Annotated in this window: 15 protein-coding genes; 9 read left to right on the plus strand and 6 right to left on the minus strand. The window is 59.8% G+C overall.

All coding sequences use genetic code 11. The features are described from left to right. The first annotated feature begins 61 nt into the window (after nucleotides 1–61). Complete coding sequence (locus FPT12_RS26135; RefSeq protein ID WP_054595571.1) at nucleotides 62–406, plus strand: pentapeptide repeat-containing protein; 345 nt, start codon at nucleotides 62–64, stop codon at nucleotides 404–406. 224 nt (nucleotides 407–630) lie between these two features. Continuing rightward, nucleotides 631–903 carry a TfoX/Sxy family protein gene (locus FPT12_RS26140; RefSeq protein WP_019691679.1) on the plus strand — a complete coding sequence of 91 codons (273 nt, stop codon included), beginning with the start codon at nucleotides 631–633 and terminating at the stop codon, nucleotides 901–903. 255 nt (nucleotides 904–1,158) lie between these two features. On the opposite strand, the gene FPT12_RS26145 is transcribed toward FPT12_RS26140, so the two are convergent. The 4 genes from FPT12_RS26145 to FPT12_RS26160 are packed head-to-tail and all read right to left on the minus strand — an operon-like array spanning nucleotide 1,159 to nucleotide 4,708. Further along, complete coding sequence (locus tag FPT12_RS26145) at nucleotides 1,159–2,010, minus strand: ChaN family lipoprotein (RefSeq protein WP_145022028.1); 852 nt, start codon at nucleotides 2,008–2,010, stop codon at nucleotides 1,159–1,161. A 9-nt stretch (nucleotides 2,011–2,019) separates the two neighbouring features. Continuing rightward, the gene (locus FPT12_RS26150) at nucleotides 2,020–2,787 is read right to left on the minus strand and encodes a heme ABC transporter ATP-binding protein (RefSeq protein ID WP_145022031.1); all 768 of its coding nucleotides are present in this window, start codon (nucleotides 2,785–2,787) and stop codon (nucleotides 2,020–2,022) included. Then, nucleotides 2,787–3,770: an iron ABC transporter permease gene (locus FPT12_RS26155; protein WP_178098909.1), complete on the minus strand. Its 984-nt coding sequence runs from the start codon at nucleotides 3,768–3,770 to the stop codon at nucleotides 2,787–2,789. The genes FPT12_RS26150 and FPT12_RS26155 overlap by 1 nt, the downstream gene beginning before the upstream one ends. A gap of 50 nt (nucleotides 3,771–3,820) precedes the next feature. Further along, entirely contained in the window at nucleotides 3,821–4,708 is an 888-nt protein-coding gene (locus FPT12_RS26160) for a hemin ABC transporter substrate-binding protein (RefSeq protein WP_145022037.1), read from the minus strand. Nucleotides 4,709–4,893: 185 nt separating this feature from the next. Between FPT12_RS26160 and FPT12_RS26165 the strand changes: the two genes are divergently transcribed. Continuing rightward, nucleotides 4,894–5,211, plus strand: a complete 318-nt coding sequence (locus tag FPT12_RS26165) for a Rieske (2Fe-2S) protein (protein ID WP_145022048.1) — start codon at nucleotides 4,894–4,896, stop codon at nucleotides 5,209–5,211. Here the strand turns inward: FPT12_RS26165 and sfsA are convergent. After that, a complete protein-coding gene (gene sfsA / locus FPT12_RS26170) occupies nucleotides 5,208–5,921 on the minus strand; it encodes a DNA/RNA nuclease SfsA (protein WP_145022058.1) in 714 nt (237 codons plus the stop codon). The two genes, FPT12_RS26165 and sfsA, sit on opposite strands and share 4 nt — an antisense overlap. Next, nucleotides 5,921–7,093, minus strand: coding sequence for a pyridoxal phosphate-dependent aminotransferase (locus FPT12_RS26175; protein WP_145022068.1), 1,173 nt, complete (start codon nucleotides 7,091–7,093; stop codon nucleotides 5,921–5,923). The genes sfsA and FPT12_RS26175 overlap by 1 nt, the downstream gene beginning before the upstream one ends. A 332-nt stretch (nucleotides 7,094–7,425) precedes the next feature. Between FPT12_RS26175 and dksA the strand changes: the two genes are divergently transcribed. From dksA to FPT12_RS26205, 6 genes are all read left to right on the plus strand, one after another. After that, nucleotides 7,426–7,869 carry an RNA polymerase-binding protein DksA gene (gene dksA / locus FPT12_RS26180; protein ID WP_019691671.1) on the plus strand — a complete coding sequence of 148 codons (444 nt, stop codon included), beginning with the start codon at nucleotides 7,426–7,428 and terminating at the stop codon, nucleotides 7,867–7,869. A gap of 135 nt (nucleotides 7,870–8,004) precedes the next feature. Continuing rightward, nucleotides 8,005–8,901 (plus strand): tRNA glutamyl-Q(34) synthetase GluQRS, encoded by an 897-nt coding sequence (gene gluQRS, locus FPT12_RS26185; protein WP_145022076.1) that lies wholly within the window; start codon nucleotides 8,005–8,007, stop codon nucleotides 8,899–8,901. Between the two features lie 77 nt (nucleotides 8,902–8,978). Further along, a complete protein-coding gene (locus tag FPT12_RS26190; protein WP_003176118.1) occupies nucleotides 8,979–9,155 on the plus strand; it encodes a hypothetical protein in 177 nt (58 codons plus the stop codon). Further along, nucleotides 9,139–12,093: a sensor histidine kinase gene (locus FPT12_RS26195; protein ID WP_178098907.1), complete on the plus strand. Its 2,955-nt coding sequence runs from the start codon at nucleotides 9,139–9,141 to the stop codon at nucleotides 12,091–12,093. The genes FPT12_RS26190 and FPT12_RS26195 overlap by 17 nt, the downstream gene beginning before the upstream one ends. Before the next feature lie 22 nt (nucleotides 12,094–12,115). Then, complete coding sequence (locus tag FPT12_RS26200; protein WP_145022086.1) at nucleotides 12,116–13,552, plus strand: sigma-54 dependent transcriptional regulator; 1,437 nt, start codon at nucleotides 12,116–12,118, stop codon at nucleotides 13,550–13,552. A gap of 712 nt (nucleotides 13,553–14,264) precedes the next feature. After that, nucleotides 14,265–15,668 (plus strand): polynucleotide adenylyltransferase PcnB, encoded by a 1,404-nt coding sequence (locus FPT12_RS26205; RefSeq protein WP_145022105.1) that lies wholly within the window; start codon nucleotides 14,265–14,267, stop codon nucleotides 15,666–15,668.

Raw genomic sequence — 15,668 nt, forward strand, 5'->3', positions numbered from 1 at the left:
GCTTCACGCCTGCGAAATAGTGGCACTATACTGGCGTCATAAAACCAACAGGTGACACCTTATGAGCCAGCCGAAACTTCTCGACACCCCGCTGTATGCCCTGCTGCACAAAGACGACATCGAAGGCTTCAATCGCGAAAGGCCCAAGTCCGGACCTATCGATATGGTGGGCGGCGACTTTCGTGGCCTCGACCTACGCGAGCTGAACGCCGAAGGTATTGATTTCAGCGATGCCTATTTCCGCTCTGCCGACCTGCGCGGCATTGATTTTCGTGATGCTTCCCTCGAAGGCGCGAGCTTGGCCCACGCACAAATCTCCGGTGCTTACTTCCCCTCCGAACTGAGTGCTGACGAAATTCTCATGTCGATGAATTTCGGCACTCGCCTGCGCTACCGCACCCGCTAACACCTGCCGTCACCTGAAGTCCGGCGCCCCCGCTACGCGCCGGACTGCATGCCTGATCTCCCAAGTCCTTTCCTGCCGCCGCTACCGCCCTTTCCAGAGCTATCTGTTAGAACGCCTTAGAAGCTTTTGCGTTCAAACTGACCAAACAACCACGCTTTTCCTACTGACCGCTACACTCCTGTGAGGCTTGCCCACGCACTCTTCGGCTGTCGCAAGGAGGCTTGATGAATGATGAACTGCAACACCTGAAAAACCTTGGCAAGACATCGGCGCAATGGCTGCATGCCGTGGGCATCCACAGCGCCTCGGACTTGCGTCGCCTGGGCGCGGTAGATGCTTATCGGGCGGTACGCACTCGCGGGTTTCGCGCCTCGAAGGTGTTGTTGTATGCAATTGAGGGGGCGCTGATGGACGTGCACTGGAACGATATCCCCGCTGATCGCAAGGAAGCACTCAATAAACAGCTTGAAGCCATTTCGTCACGCCACAAGGTCTAAAGTCCAGCATTTACAGGCAATCCAAACAAGTGTTTGGCAAAAGAGCAAAGAACTCGGAAAACAGCGATTGACTTAGAAATGAGAATCGTTATGATTATCGCAACTGATCGCGAGATCAGCTGATCTTCTGAAAGACCATTGGTTCGGACTCTCAGATTATCTCCTCATCAGGCTAATCACGGTTATTTGACCCGGCTTTTGCCGGGTCTTTTTTTGCCTGTCGAAAAGTACCTCGCGAGATACGCCGACTGCTTGTTACTGACGCATTTGCGCGCAATAGTCCTGCACGGGGCGGGCGGCCGTGTACCAGACGTAATCAGCCGATGCCGACGAGACCACAGTCCCCTTCTCTGCCAGCATCACCACCACCGGCGCCGAATGCTCACCCAGATCCTGCACATGTAGCGGTACGCCTATGTCCAGCCGTGCGTGATAAGCGCCGGCAAACAACAATGCCGGCGCGGGGGCTGCCAGCAATCGCTCAGCCATTTGCCGATCACGTTGTTGCTGAACCGCCAGCATGGCCGGCATCCGGCTTTCGGGTAACAACCCGCAATGAGACTCGCGGATTTGCGCCAGCAGCTCATTTCTAACTGCTGGCGCATTTGACCGGGCTCCGCTCACGGCCGGCGCTTGCTTATAAATGCGCTGAATGTCAGCCGAATCCAGATTCGCCGCCAGTAACGGATAAGGCTGAGCCAGGGTATACCGCACAATTGGCCCATACAGGTTCCAGTCCCAACCCGATTGCCAGGCCAACGCCGCCGGCAAATCGGCGGGCCAGCGAGCGGAGTCCAACGCATGGATTTCATCGACACGTGGCTGCTGATCCGGCGTCAGCATTTCCAGCAGCACGCTGCCCTGAGTCCGGCGCTGGGCCAATGCCTGTAATAACCACAGTTGCGCATGATGGTGATCGGGATTGTCATGCTGCTCGCCAACAATCAGGCGTGGCGCCCCGGCCAACCGCTCGACCAACGCTTGCGCGCTCAGACGCTGACCGCTATGCAGATCGCGAATCACCCCAGCCGGTTGATCCACGGCACTGGGTGCCATGTTTTGGCATGACACCAGTAACAACAGCGCCAGAATCAATATCCCACGCATGAGTTCACCTCAACGGGCGATGATCAGCGGATGCCCACGCTCCGGGTGCGACTGCACCAACACATCCAGCCCGAACACGGCTTTGAGCGGCTCCGGCCGCAGCACCTGCTGCGGTGTGTCCAACGCATGCGGATGGCCACTTTCGAGCAACAGAATGCGATCACAGTAACGCGCCGCCAGATTCAGGTCATGCAGAATCACCAGCACCGCCGCTCCGCGATCGGCGAACTCACGAATCGCCTGCAAGGTGGTGTGCTGATGCAGCGGATCGAGCATCGACGTCGGCTCGTCGAGCAGCAAGGTTTGCCCGGCCTCCCCCGGCCAAAGCTGCGCCAGCACCCGCGCCAGGTGCACACGCTGGCGTTCACCGCCGGACAGGGCGAGGTAGCTGCGGCCACTCAAATGCCCGACATCGGCAGCCTGCAAGGCAGCGGCGACAATCTCGTCATCGCGCACCCTGCCTGTTTGATGCGGTAAACGGCCCATACCGACCACTTCCTCGACGCGGAACGCAAAATCCAGGGTCGAGGTCTGCGGCAATACCGCCAGGCGTTGCGCCCGCTGTGCGCCATCCCAATGACTCAGTTCGTGCTGATCGAGCCAGACACGGCCGTGATCAGGACGCAATTCGCCACATAACGCGCCGAGCAAGGTGCTTTTGCCTGCGCCGTTGGGGCCCAGCACTCCAAGGACTTCGCCCGGCTTGAGCTCAAGATCGATATCGGCCAGGACGATTTTCTTGCCGCGGCAGATCTGCAGATTTTCCACTCGCAGCATCAGGCGCGACCTCGTAACAGCAAATACAGAAAGAACGGTGCGCCGATAAACGCGGTAACGATGCCAATCGGCAATTCAGCCGGAGCCAGCGCCAAACGTGCCACCAGATCGGCAAACAGCAACAGGCTGGCGCCCGCCAGTACTGACGCCGGTAACAGCACGCGATGATCGGGCCCCGCCAATAGTCGCACCAGATGTGGCACCACCAACCCGACAAAACCGATCATCCCCGCCGCCGCAACAGCAGCGCCGACGCCCAGCGCGGTGCAGAACACCAACTCACGCTTGAGCCCTTCGACGTTGATCCCCAAATGACTGGCCTCGGACTCACCGAGCAACAGCGCATTCAACGCCTTGGCCCGGCGCGGCAACCACAGCGCTACCGCGGCGCTCACCAACAACAATGGCCAGAGTCGCGCATAGCTGGCGCCATTCAGGCTGCCCAGGTTCCAGAAAGTCAGCGTACGCAAGGTCGCGTCGTCCGCCAGATAGGTGAACAAACCCACCGCCGAACTGGCCAGCGCCGTCAGGGCGATGCCCGCCAGCAACATGGTTGCCACATTGGTCTGGCCGTTACGCCGACCAAGACGGTAAACCAGCGCCGTCACCCCGAGCCCGCCCAGAAACGCACACAGCGATAACAGATACGGGCCGATCGCTTCAGGCAAGCCACCAAACAGCGAGCCGCCAACAATCGCAATCGCAGCGCCCAAGGCTGCACCACTGGAGACTCCGACCAACCCCGGATCTGCCAGTGGATTGCGGAACAACCCCTGCATTGCCACGCCAGACAACGCCAGCACCCCGCCCACCGCCAGACCGAGCAAAGTACGCGGCAAGCGAATCTGCCCGAGGATCAGTTCGGCCTGTTCCAATCCCTCGGCAGGAACCGGCAGACCGATCATCCGAATTGCAGCGCGCAACGTATCGAGCAGCGGCAAGCTGACCGGGCCCAGGGCCAATGACAACCAGATCGCTAACAAACACAGCAGGCTCAGCCCGATGAACAACGAACGAGGTTTGACCAGAGTACTCATGGGGCGATGGTTGCCTTGGCCGATTCAGCGGGATAGAACCCGGCGGACAACTTCACCAGACTCAAAGGCAAGCGCGGTCCCAAGCCGCCAACCAACAGCGTCGGGTCCAGCTCGAACACTCGCCCGGCCTTGGCTGCCGGCGTCGAAGCGAGAATCGGGTTTTCCTTGAACAACGCGGCACGCGCGGCGTCACCGGTCAGCGCCCGGTCGGCAAACACCAACACGTCTGGCGTCAGGCCCGCAAGGGACTCAACGGAAAAAGGCTTGTAACCGGTATGGGTCGCCAGGTTACGCCCACCCGCCTGTTGCAACAGCCAATCGGCTGCGGTGTCCTTGCCGGCGATCAGCGGCTTGCCGCCTGCATGCCCCAGTAGCAGCAACACACCCGGCGCCTTCTGCTTGGCCTGAGCCTGGCTGACCCAGGCTTTCTGCTGTTCCAGTTGCTGTTGATAACCCTGAAACAGCGCTGCGGCCTGCGGCTCGCTACCGAGCAATTTACCCAGGTGCTGCAAGTTGCCTTGCAGGGTTGGCAGGTCAGGTTGTGCAGAGAACAGCTCAACCTGCACCCCGGCACTGCGTATCTGTGACAACACTGGCGGAGGGCCCATTTCTTCGGTGCCAATGAGAATCTGCGGACGCAAACTCAGGATGCCCTCTGCCGACAATTGCCGCTGATAACCGATACTCGGCAAGGCCTTGAGCGATTCGGGATGCTGGCTGGTGCTGTCAACGCCGACCAGTTTCGACTCACCGCCCAACGCACTCACCCACTCCGACAGAGCCCCGCCGGCACTGACCCAGCGTTGCGGCACTTCGGTCGCTTGAGCCCCATGGTTGACCAAAAGTCCGACACAGAGCGCAATAGCGCTGGTACTCAGGCGCATAACAGGGTTTCCTTTGTGGGGTTTTCCCGCAGGATCAAGGCGTCGTCAGCTACGCAGCCACCACGGGCGAAACACCCATTTGATAATTGTTTGCATTTGCACGTCAAGCGCAGACACATTTGCTAACCAGTGAGCGCGCACGCATCACCGCCAGAGGCCAGAGCCTTTGGCACTTGAGGATAGTCATGAAGTTTCTTTGCTCCAGCGCCGAGCTGGTCGATGCCAGCAGCCGTGGTTTCGAGATCGACGGCCAGAAGTTGTTTGCCGTGCGCCGTGAAGGCCGGGTCTACGTGTATGAAAATCGCTGCCCGCATCGCGGCGTAAGCCTTGAATGGCAGCCGGACCAGTTTCTCGACGCCAGCGCCAGCCTGATCCAGTGCGCCACTCATGGCGCGCTGTTTCTGATCGAAAGCGGTGAATGCGTGGCCGGGCCCTGTGCCGGGCAGTCCCTCAGCGCCCTGGCGTGCCGCGAAGACAGCCAGGGAATCTGGGTTCAACTTTAGGTGTCGAGTAACACCTCCAGTCGACGGTCCACCCGCACTTCATTTGAGGTCAGGCTCACACCGTACGCCAACACTTCAACCCCGGCCGCTTTCGCCTCACGCAAAGCGGCCGCATAACCCGGATCGATCTCCTCAGCCGGGCGCACCGAGTCAATGCCGGTCAGATTGACGCAATACAACTGCACCGCACGAATACCGTCCCGCGCCAGGCACGCCAGCTCGCGCAAGTGCTTGGCCCCACGCTGAGTGACCGTATCCGGAAACGCCGCGACCGCTGAGCCATCGAAGCCCAGCGTGACGCTTTTGACTTCGACGAAGGCCGGGCCGCTCGGGTAATCAAGACGGAAATCGATGCGGCTGTTTTCCTGACCGTATGGCACTTCACGCTTAAGCCCGGTAAAGCCATCGAGTTCGGTGATCAAACCGCCACGTAGCGCCTCTTCAATCAAGGTATTGGCCCGCGCAGTATTCACGCAGGCCAGCCGCCCTTGCGGGGTTTCACTGATTTCCCAGGTGCCAGGCAGCTTGCGCTTCGGGTCATTGGAGCGGCTGAACCAGACCTGCCCGCCTTCGACCATGCAATTGAACATCGACCCGGTGTTGGGGCAGTGAATGGTCAGCAACTCGCCGCCAACGGTTTCGATATCGGCGAGAAAACGCTTGTAGCGACGAATCAGCCGACCTTCTTCGAGAGGAGGATTGAAATGCATCAGCCTTGCCAACTCCGCAGGCCACGGGCAATCCGCTGAACCGCTTCCTGCAAACGCGGCAGGCTCTGTGTGTAGGCAAACCGCACGTGATGACCGGCCTGATACCGACCAAAATCCAGACCTGGGGTGAAGGCAACGTGTTCGGTTTCCAGAAAGTGCCGGCAGAAGGCAAACGCATCACCGCCAAAGGCACTGATATCGGCATACAGATAGAAGGCGCCTTCCGGCTCCACGGCGATCCCGAAACCCAACTCGCGCAAGGCTGGCAACAGGAAGTCACGCCGGCGCCCGAACTCGGCCCGGCGCTCTTCGAGAATGCTGATAGTGTCAGGCTCGAAGCAGGCCAGTGCTGCGTGCTGGGCCATGCTCGGCGCGCTGATGTAAAGGTTCTGCGCGAGTTTTTCCAACTCGCCGACTGCAGCCTCTGGGGCGACCAGCCAACCAAGGCGCCAGCCGGTCATGCCGAAGTATTTGGAGAAACTGTTCAGCACAAAAGCGCTGTCATCGACTTCCAGCACACTGGCAGCGTCGGTGCCGTAGGTCAGGCCGTGATAAATCTCGTCCACCACCAGATGACCGTGGCGTTCTTTGATTGCTGCAGACAGCCCGGCCAGCTCATCGCGGGTCAGGATAGTCCCGGTCGGGTTCGCCGGTGAAGCGACCAGTGCGCCAACGCTGTCGTGGTCCCAGTAACGCTCGACCAGGCCTGGCGTCAGCTGATAGCGCACGTCCGGGCCGACCGGCACCAGTTGCGCCGCACCTTCCACCAGCCGCAGGAAATGCCGGTTGCACGGGTAACCCGGGTCGGCCAGCAGCCAGTGTTTACCAGGATCGACCAGCAAGGCGCTGGCCAACAGTAACGCGCCAGAACCTCCCGGTGTGATCAGGATACGCTGTGGGTCGATGTTCAACCCGTAACGTTGGTCATAGAAGCCCGAAATGGCTTCACGCAGCTCTGGAATGCCGCGAGCCGCGGTGTAATGGGTTTTCCCCGCCGTCAGCGCCGCCTGGCCGGCCCTGATGATCGGCTCGGCGGTGGTGAAATCCGGTTCGCCGATTTCCAGGTGAATCACGTCGTGCCCGGCCGCTTGCAATTCATTGGCGCGCGCCAGCAATGCCATGACATGGAAAGGTTCGATAGCGCGGCTGCGCGCACTGTAGGACTGAGCCATTAGCCTTCCTTCAACGGGGATAAAGAATTGATTCTACCCAAGCCCGGGAACGAGCGAGAACCTAAAGCGGTCACAACCGGAAGTTCACCCGTAAAAGAGCTGATACATAAGGCTCAGGATTGACTAAAATCAATATCTGATCAGGCCTCCAGACCCGCCAGACAAGGCTTTGCAAACATTTGCAAGCCTTACGGACCGCAGCCTCGACATCCGGGAGTAGCGCGCTCCGATTTGATCTGGTAAGTTCGCCCGCTTGCAGCCGCAGGGCCGGCAGGTGTCGGTGATGGAGCAATCCTGCGCAATGGATTACAAGAGTAGAGGCGGTCCATTTCATGCCCACCCAAGCAAAGCAACAGCAGAACCCGTCGATCAGCGGCTTCGAACCCTACAAAGAAGTGAAGGGCGAGGAGTACATGGGCCAGCCCATGCGCGCGCACTTCACCAAGATCCTGAACAAGTGGAAACAGGACTTGATGCAGGAAGTCGACCGCACTGTTGATCACATGAAGGACGAAGCCGCGAACTTCCCCGACCCAGCCGACCGTGCCAGTCAGGAAGAAGAATTCAGCCTCGAACTGCGTGCCCGCGACCGCGAGCGCAAGCTGATCAAGAAAATCGACAAGACCCTGCAACTGATCGAAGACGAAGAATACGGCTGGTGCGAGTCTTGCGGCGTCGAGATCGGCGTCAAGCGCCTGGAAGCACGCCCTACCGCTGACATGTGCGTCGACTGCAAGACCCTTGCAGAGATCAAGGAAAAGCAAGTCGGCAAGTAAGTGGCCGCTTGAACGAAGAACGGAGCGTGCGAACGCTCCGTTTTTGTTTCTGGTACATCAAGCTTTGCTCCTACAGGGTGCGATGGCGATATCAAGCCGTGCTCCTACAGAACCAGACAACGTAACATCGCGCCCATGACTGCCATCAAATCCCCCGCCTACATCGGGCGCTTCGCTCCTACCCCCAGCGGGCACCTGCACTTCGGCTCGCTGGTCGCGGCATTGGCCTCGTACCTTGACGCCCGCTCGGTTGGCGGCCGCTGGCTATTGCGCATGGAAGACCTTGACCCGCCCAGGGAGGAGCCCGGCGCCCAGGCGGCGATCCTCAAGGCACTGGAAAGCTACGGTTTCGAATGGGACGGCGAAATGGTCCGCCAGAGCGACCGTCACGACGCCTATGCGCAGGTGTTGAATCAACTGTTCAACCACGGCCTGGCCTACGCCTGCACCTGCTCGCGGAAAAAACTGGCGCCTTATCACGGGATTTATCCAGGCCTGTGCCGTAACGCCGGTCATGCCAGCGAAGACGCCGCAATCCGCTTGCGCGTCCCGGAATTGGAATATCACTTCACCGACCGCGTGCAAGGCGAATACCGCCAGCACCTGGGCCGCGAGGTCGGCGACTTCGTGATTCGTCGACGCGACGGGCTCTATGCCTATCAACTGGCAGTGGTGCTCGACGACGCCTGGCAAGGCATCACCGATATTGTCCGCGGTGCCGACTTGCTCGACTCCACCCCACGCCAGTTGTACCTGCAAGAACTGCTCGGCCTGCCGCAACCGCGCTATCTGCACCTGCCGCTGATTACCCAGCCGGACGGCAACAAACTCGGCAAGTCCTATCGCTCACCGCCATTGACCGAAGATCAGGCCACCCCCCTGTTGCTGCGTGCCCTGCGCGCACTGGGACAAAAACCTGGCCACGAACTCGATAATGCCAGCCCCAGGGAAGTACTGAGCTGGGGCATCAGGCACTGGGATGCGACGTTAATCCCGCGCACACTGACACTGCCCGAAGCGCAATTACGCTGACTAAGCTTGCAGGTTGGCGCCCATCCGTTACCATCGCCGCACGTTTTCGGGCACGCACACAATAAAGAGAGGCCGGGATGTACATCTATCGCTTGGTCCTGCTCCTGGTAGTGGGGATCTATCTGTTCTCCCCAGCCATCATGGACTGGTGGATCGACGCCACTGGCGCCTGGTATCGCCCGTATCTGCTGTGGCTGATTCTGATCGTCGTGACCTTCATCCTGCAGAGCCAAAAAGATGCCGATGAGCTTTAGCCTGACCCAGATGATCCTGATCAGTGCCGCCTACCTGGCGGTGCTGTTTGGTGTTGCCTGGATCAGTGAACGCGGAATGATCCCGCGTGCGATCATTCGTCACCCGCTGACCTACACCTTGTCATTGGGTGTCTACGCCAGCGCCTGGGCGTTCTATGGCACGGTCGGCCTGGCCTATCAATACGGTTACGGCTTCTTGTCCAGTTACCTCGGGGTCTCCGGGGCGTTTCTGCTGGCGCCGGTGTTGCTCTACCCGATTCTGAAGATCACCCGCACCTATCAGCTTTCTTCCCTGGCCGACCTGTTTGCATTTCGTTTCCGCAGCACCTGGGCCGGCGCGCTGACCACGATTTTCATGCTGATCGGCGTGCTGCCGTTGCTGGCCCTGCAGATTCAAGCCGTGGCCGACTCGATCGGCATCCTCACCCATGAGCCGGTGCAGCATCGGGTCGCCCTGAGTTTTTGTGCGCTGATCACCCTGTTCACGATTTTCTTCGGTTCGCGGCATATTGCGACCCGGGAGAAACACGAAGGCCTGGTGTTCGCGATTGCCTTTGAATCGGTGATCAAGCTGATCGCCATTGGCGGCGTCGGCCTCTATGCCTTGTACGGCGTGTTCGACGGTCCGCAACAGCTGGAACTCTGGTTGCTGCAAAACCAGACCGCCCTCGCTGCGCTGCACACGCCGCTGCAAGAAGGCCCATGGCGCACGCTACTGCTGGTGTTCTTCGCCTCGGCGATCGTGATGCCGCACATGTACCACATGACCTTCACCGAAAACCTCAACCCTCGCTCGCTGGTCAGTGCGAGCTGGGGCTTGCCGCTGTTCCTGCTGCTGATGAGCCTGGCCGTACCGCTGATTCTCTGGGCCGGCCTCAAACTTGGCGCCACCACCAACCCGGAATACTTCACCCTCGGCGTCGGCATCGCCGCCAACAGCAAGGCCCTGGCACTGCTGGCCTACGTCGGTGGTTTGTCAGCTGCCAGCGGCCTGATCATCGTCACCACCCTGGCGCTGTCCGGGATGGCCCTGAACCACCTGGTGCTGCCGCTGTATCAGCCGCCTGCCGAAGGCAACATCTACCGCTGGCTGAAATGGACCCGCCGCGCCTTGATCGTCGCGATCATCATGGCCGGTTATGGTTTCTATCTGCTGCTGGGCGCCGAGCAGGACCTGGCCAACCTGGGCATCGTCGCGTTCGTCGCCACCCTGCAGTTTTTGCCCGGCGTACTGTCCGTCCTGTATTGGCCGACCGCCAACCGTCGCGGCTTCATCGCCGGGTTGCTGGCGGGGATTCTGGTCTGGTTGGTAACCATGCTGTTGCCGCTGGTCGGCAACCTGCAGGGCTTTTATATCCCGTTGCTGAACATGATCTATGTGCTCGACGACACCAGTTGGCACATGGCGGCGATCGCATCCCTGGCGGCCAACGTGCTGATGTTCACGCTGATTTCGCTGTTCACCAACGCCAGCACTGAAGAAGCCAGCGCCGCCGAAGCCTGCGCCGTAGACAACGTGCGCCGCCCGCAACGCCGCGAACTGCACGCCGCGTCACCCCAGGAGTTCGCCACGCAACTGGCCAAACCGCTGGGCGCCAAGGCGGCACAAAAGGAAGTCGAACAGGCCCTGCGCGACCTTTATCTGCCGTTCGACGAGCGTCGCCCGTACGCCTTGCGCCGACTGCGTGACCGAATCGAAGCCAACCTCTCCGGTCTGATGGGCCCGAGCGTTGCGCAAGACATGGTCGAAACCTTCCTGCCGTACAAGGCTGGCGGTGAAAACTATGTCACCGAAGACATTCACTTCATCGAAAGCCGTCTCGAGGACTATCACTCGCGCCTCACCGGCCTTGCCGCCGAACTCGATGCCCTGCGCCGCTACCACCGCCAGACCTTGCAAGAACTGCCGATGGGCGTTTGTTCGCTGGCCAAGGATCAGGAAATCCTCATGTGGAACAAAGCCATGGAGGAACTGACCGGGATCGCCGCGCAGCGCGTGGTCGGTTCACGCCTGAGCACCATTGCCGATCCGTGGAAAGAATTGCTGCAAGGTTTCATCAATCTTCCCGACGAGCATTTGCACAAACAGCACCTGGCCCTCGACGGCCAGACGCGCTGGCTGAACCTGCACAAGGCGGCGATCGACGAACCGCTCGCGCCCGGTAACAGTGGCCTGGTATTGCTGGTGGAAGACCTGACTGAAACCCAGATGCTCGAAGACAAACTGGTGCACTCCGAACGTTTGGCGAGTATCGGTCGACTGGCGGCCGGTGTGGCCCACGAAATTGGCAACCCGATCACCGGCATCGCGTGTCTGGCGCAGAACCTGCGCGAAGAGCGTGAAGAAGACAGCGAACTGACGGAAATCAGCGGGCAAATCCTCGAACAGACCAAACGCGTATCACGCATTGTTCAGTCGCTGATGAGCTTCGCCCACGCCGGCAGCCACCAGCACAATGACGAACCGGTCTGTCTGGCCGAGGTGGCCCAGGATGCCATTGGTCTGCTGGCGCTGAACCGCCGCAACTTCGAAGTACAGTTCTTTAACCTGTGCGATCCCGAGCATTGGGTCGATGGCGATCCGCAGCGGCTCGCCCAGGTGTTGATCAACCTGCTGTCCAACGCCCGCGACGCATCGCCGGCCGGCAGTGCGGTACGGGTAAAAAGTGAAGCCAACGAACACACGATCGACCTGATCGTGGAAGACGAGGGCAGTGGTATCCCGTCGAGCATCATGGACCGATTGTTCGAACCCTTCTTCACCACCAAGGATCCTGGCGAAGGCACCGGTCTGGGCCTTGCACTGGTCTATTCCATCGTTGAAGAGCATTATGGACAAATCACCATCGACAGCCCGGCTGACACACAAAGCCAACGCGGCACCCGTATCCGGGTGACCTTACCGCGTCATGTCGAAGCGACGTCCGCTGTGAACTGAGACCGTCGAGAGTATCGAATCAATGCCGCACATTTTGATCGTCGAAGACGAAACAATTATCCGCTCCGCCTTGCGCCGCCTGCTGGAACGTAACCAGTACCAGGTCAGCGAAGCCGGTTCAGTGCAGGAAGCACAAGAACGCTTCAGCATTCCCACGTTCGACCTGATTGTCAGTGACCTGCGCCTGCCTGGCGCACCGGGCACCGAACTGATCAAGCTGGGCCAGGGCAAGCCGGTGCTGATCATGACGAGCTACGCCAGCCTGCGCTCGGCAGTCGACTCAATGAAGATGGGCGCGGTGGACTACATCGCCAAGCCTTTCGACCATGACGAGATGCTCCAGGCCGTCGCGCGCATCCTGCGTGACCGACAATCGGCGCAAAGCTCCGTGGGCGAACCTGCGGTCGGCAAGGCTGCCAACGGCTCCGCGAAGTCCGCAGTCGATAACAGCAATGGCGAAATTGGCATCATCGGCTCCTGCCCACCGATGCAGGATCTGTACGGCAAAATCCGTAAAGTGGCCCCCACCGATTCCAATGTGCTGATTCAGGGCGAGTCCGGCACCGGTAAAGAGCTGGTGGCCCGTGCCCTGCACAACCTGTCCAAGCGCGCCAAGGCACCGATGATTTCGGTGAACTGCGCAGCCATCCCGGAAAGCCTGATCGAGTCCGAACTGTTCGGCCACGAGAAAGGCGCGTTTACCGGCGCCAGCGCCGGTCGCGCGGGGTTGGTTGAAGCAGCCGACGGCGGCACCTTGTTCCTTGATGAGATCGGCGAACTGCCACTTGAAGCCCAGGCGCGCCTGCTGCGCGTGCTGCAAGAAGGTGAAATCCGCCGCGTGGGCTCGGTGCAATCGCAGAAGGTCGACGTACGCCTGATCGCCGCGACTCACCGTGACCTGAAGAGCCTGGCCAAGATCGGCCAGTTCCGTGAAGACTTGTACTACCGTCTCCACGTTATCGCCCTGAAACTGCCGGCCCTGCGTGAGCGTGGCGCGGACGTCAACGAAATCGCCAATGCTTTCCTCGCGCGCCAGAGCGCGCGCGTGAATCGCACCGACCTGAAATTCGCCCCGGACGCCGAACAGGCGATTCGTCATTACTCCTGGCCGGGCAACGTGCGCGAACTGGAAAACGCCGTCGAGCGCGCCGTCATCCTGTGTGAGAGCCCGGAAATTTCTGCCGAATTGCTGGGCATCGATATCGAGCTCAGCGACCTTGAAGATGACGAGTTCATCGGCCTGGCACCGCAACAGGGCAGCAACGGTAACACCAGCCACGAGCCCACCGAAGACCTGTCACTGGAAGACTACTTCCAGCACTTCGTCCTCGAACACCAGGACCACATGACCGAAACCGAGCTGGCTCGCAAACTCGGCGTCAGCCGCAAATGCCTGTGGGAGCGCCGTCAGCGCCTGGGAATCCCTCGGCGCAAGACTGGCATGACCAGCGAAAGCTGAACGTCAGCTGTCGAGTGTGCGAGTAACACATGACAGTGTGAAAAAACTGTTACCGCAGCTTTTACTCGTAACAGAAGCCGGGGCTTACGGTAACGAAGCCCCGGCTTTTTTTGGCCTTGAAAAAAACGATTCAGACGCCTAACCCCTTGTTTTACTGGGGCTCGCAAAAGTTGGCATGGCACCTGCTATATGTTTGGTACAAGAACAATAACAAGCAATGCACAAGACAATAAAAATAAGACGAATCGACTCACGCACAACAAAAACAAGACGGCGAGAGGCGTAGCTAACTGATTCTTTTGGAGAGGCGTTGTATTTGGGGCTTGCCCCGCAACCAGGCCGAGAACAACAAAAACTGCCCTAAGGCAGAGCCTGAACTGGTTGGATCGCACAGATCATTGCAGCACAGCGACCAAAGCAATCCGTTTGCTCTTGGCTCCCGATTGGGAGGGTCATGAAGGAAACCTTCATGACAAGGGCGCGACACAAAAACAAGAAGCCCGAAACCAAAAATAAAAATAGAGCATGCAACTACTTCTTGGGGAGCTTCGGCTCCCCTTGTGGTTTCTGGCGTTTGGCCTTGCAGGCTCGACAGCTGCTACAGAGACCTTGCGCAGCTTCCTACACCATCCCCCGACTAAATGCTAGAATCCCGGCCCATCATGCGGTCATTCTTCGTTTTGGCCGAACATTCCTTCAAACAGTGCATCCCATGCTGAAGAAGCTGTTCCAGTCATTCCGTTCTCCCTTGCGTCGTACGCAACACATTCGCAGCACGCCTGAAGTGCTCAACAGCAGCCAACACTCGCTGCAACGGGCTCAGTTCAGCCGTTATGCGGTGAACATCGTCGAACGCCTGCAGAGCGCCGGCTACCAGGCTTACCTGGTCGGTGGCTGTGTGCGCGACATGCTGCTCAACATCACACCCAAGGATTTCGACGTCGCCACCAGCGCCACGCCGGAACAGGTTCGCGCCGAGTTTCGCAATGCGCGGATCATCGGTCGCCGCTTCAAACTGGTACACATCCATTTTGGCCGCGAAATCATTGAAGTCGCGACGTTCCGCGCCAATCACCCGCAAAACGACGAGGAAGAAGACAGCAACCAGTCCTCGCGCAACGAAAGCGGGCGCATTCTGCGCGACAACGTTTACGGCACGCTGGAAGAGGACGCGCAACGCCGCGACTTCACCATCAACGCCCTGTATTACGATCCGGTCAGCGAGCGCATTCTCGACTACGCCAACGGCGTACACGACATCCGCAATCACCTGATCCGCCTGATCGGCGACCCGACCCAGCGTTACCAGGAAGACCCGGTGCGGATGCTTCGTGCGGTGCGTTTCGCCGCCAAGCTGAACTTCGGTATCGAGAAACACAGCGCCTTGCCAATCCGCAACCTGGCGCCGATGCTGCGCGAGATCCCGTCGGCGCGCTTGTTCGAAGAAGTGTTGAAGCTGTTCCTTTCGGGTCATGCCGCGGACACCTTCGAGATGCTGGTCGACCTGCAATTGTTCGATCCACTGTTCCCGGCCAGCGCCGAAGCGCTGGAACACAATCCGACTTACACCCACACCCTGATCAGCGAAGCACTGATCAACACCGACCTGCGGATCAAGCAGAACAAGCCGGTGACGCCAGCGTTCCTGTTCGCCGCCCTGCTCTGGCCAGCCCTGCCGGCCCGCGTACTGCGCTTGCAGGACCGTGGCATGCCGCCAATTCCGGCCATGCAGGAAGCGGCTCACGAACTGATCAGCGAGCAATGCCAGCGGATTGCGATTCCAAAGCGCTTCACCATGCCGATCCGCGAGATCTGGGACATGCAGGAACGCCTGCCGCGCCGCAGTGGCAAACGTGCCGACCTGTTGCTGGACAATCCGCGATTCCGTGCCGGTTACGACTTCCTGCTACTGCGTGAAAGCGCTGGCGAACAGACCAACGGTCTGGGCGAATGGTGGACGGACTATCAGGACGCCAATGAAAGCGAACGCCGCGACATGATCCGCGACCTCAGCGGCAAGGACGACGGTGCCAGCGGTGCGCCGCGTAAACGTCGCCGCAGCGGTGGCGCCAAGCGCAAACGCGCTGCTGGCGCACCGAGTACGTCGGGCGAGTAA

Origin of the sequence: Pseudomonas sp. H3(2019), from assembly GCF_007713465.1 — a bacterium.
Lineage (GTDB): Bacteria > Pseudomonadota > Gammaproteobacteria > Pseudomonadales > Pseudomonadaceae > Aquipseudomonas.

Bases quoted from the DNA above. Each gene is read 5' to 3' on its own strand.
- FPT12_RS26145 (WP_145022028.1), bottom strand. From the start codon at position 2,010: ATGCGTGGGATATTGATTCTGGCGCTGTTGTTACTGGTGTCATGCCAA.
- FPT12_RS26160 (WP_145022037.1), bottom strand. From the start codon at position 4,708: ATGCGCCTGAGTACCAGCGCTATTGCGCTCTGTGTCGGACTTTTGGTC.
- FPT12_RS26205 (WP_145022105.1), top strand. From the start codon at position 14,265: ATGCTGAAGAAGCTGTTCCAGTCATTCCGTTCTCCCTTGCGTCGTACG.
- sfsA (WP_145022058.1), bottom strand. From the start codon at position 5,921: ATGCATTTCAATCCTCCTCTCGAAGAAGGTCGGCTGATTCGTCGCTAC.
- FPT12_RS26165 (WP_145022048.1), top strand. From the start codon at position 4,894: ATGAAGTTTCTTTGCTCCAGCGCCGAGCTGGTCGATGCCAGCAGCCGT.
- gluQRS (WP_145022076.1), top strand. From the start codon at position 8,005: ATGACTGCCATCAAATCCCCCGCCTACATCGGGCGCTTCGCTCCTACC.
- FPT12_RS26135 (WP_054595571.1), top strand. From the start codon at position 62: ATGAGCCAGCCGAAACTTCTCGACACCCCGCTGTATGCCCTGCTGCAC.
- FPT12_RS26140 (WP_019691679.1), top strand. From the start codon at position 631: ATGAATGATGAACTGCAACACCTGAAAAACCTTGGCAAGACATCGGCG.
- FPT12_RS26195 (WP_178098907.1), top strand. From the start codon at position 9,139: ATGCCGATGAGCTTTAGCCTGACCCAGATGATCCTGATCAGTGCCGCC.
- FPT12_RS26150 (WP_145022031.1), bottom strand. From the start codon at position 2,787: ATGCTGCGAGTGGAAAATCTGCAGATCTGCCGCGGCAAGAAAATCGTC.
- FPT12_RS26190 (WP_003176118.1), top strand. From the start codon at position 8,979: ATGTACATCTATCGCTTGGTCCTGCTCCTGGTAGTGGGGATCTATCTG.
- FPT12_RS26200 (WP_145022086.1), top strand. From the start codon at position 12,116: ATGCCGCACATTTTGATCGTCGAAGACGAAACAATTATCCGCTCCGCC.
- dksA (WP_019691671.1), top strand. From the start codon at position 7,426: ATGCCCACCCAAGCAAAGCAACAGCAGAACCCGTCGATCAGCGGCTTC.
- FPT12_RS26175 (WP_145022068.1), bottom strand. From the start codon at position 7,093: ATGGCTCAGTCCTACAGTGCGCGCAGCCGCGCTATCGAACCTTTCCAT.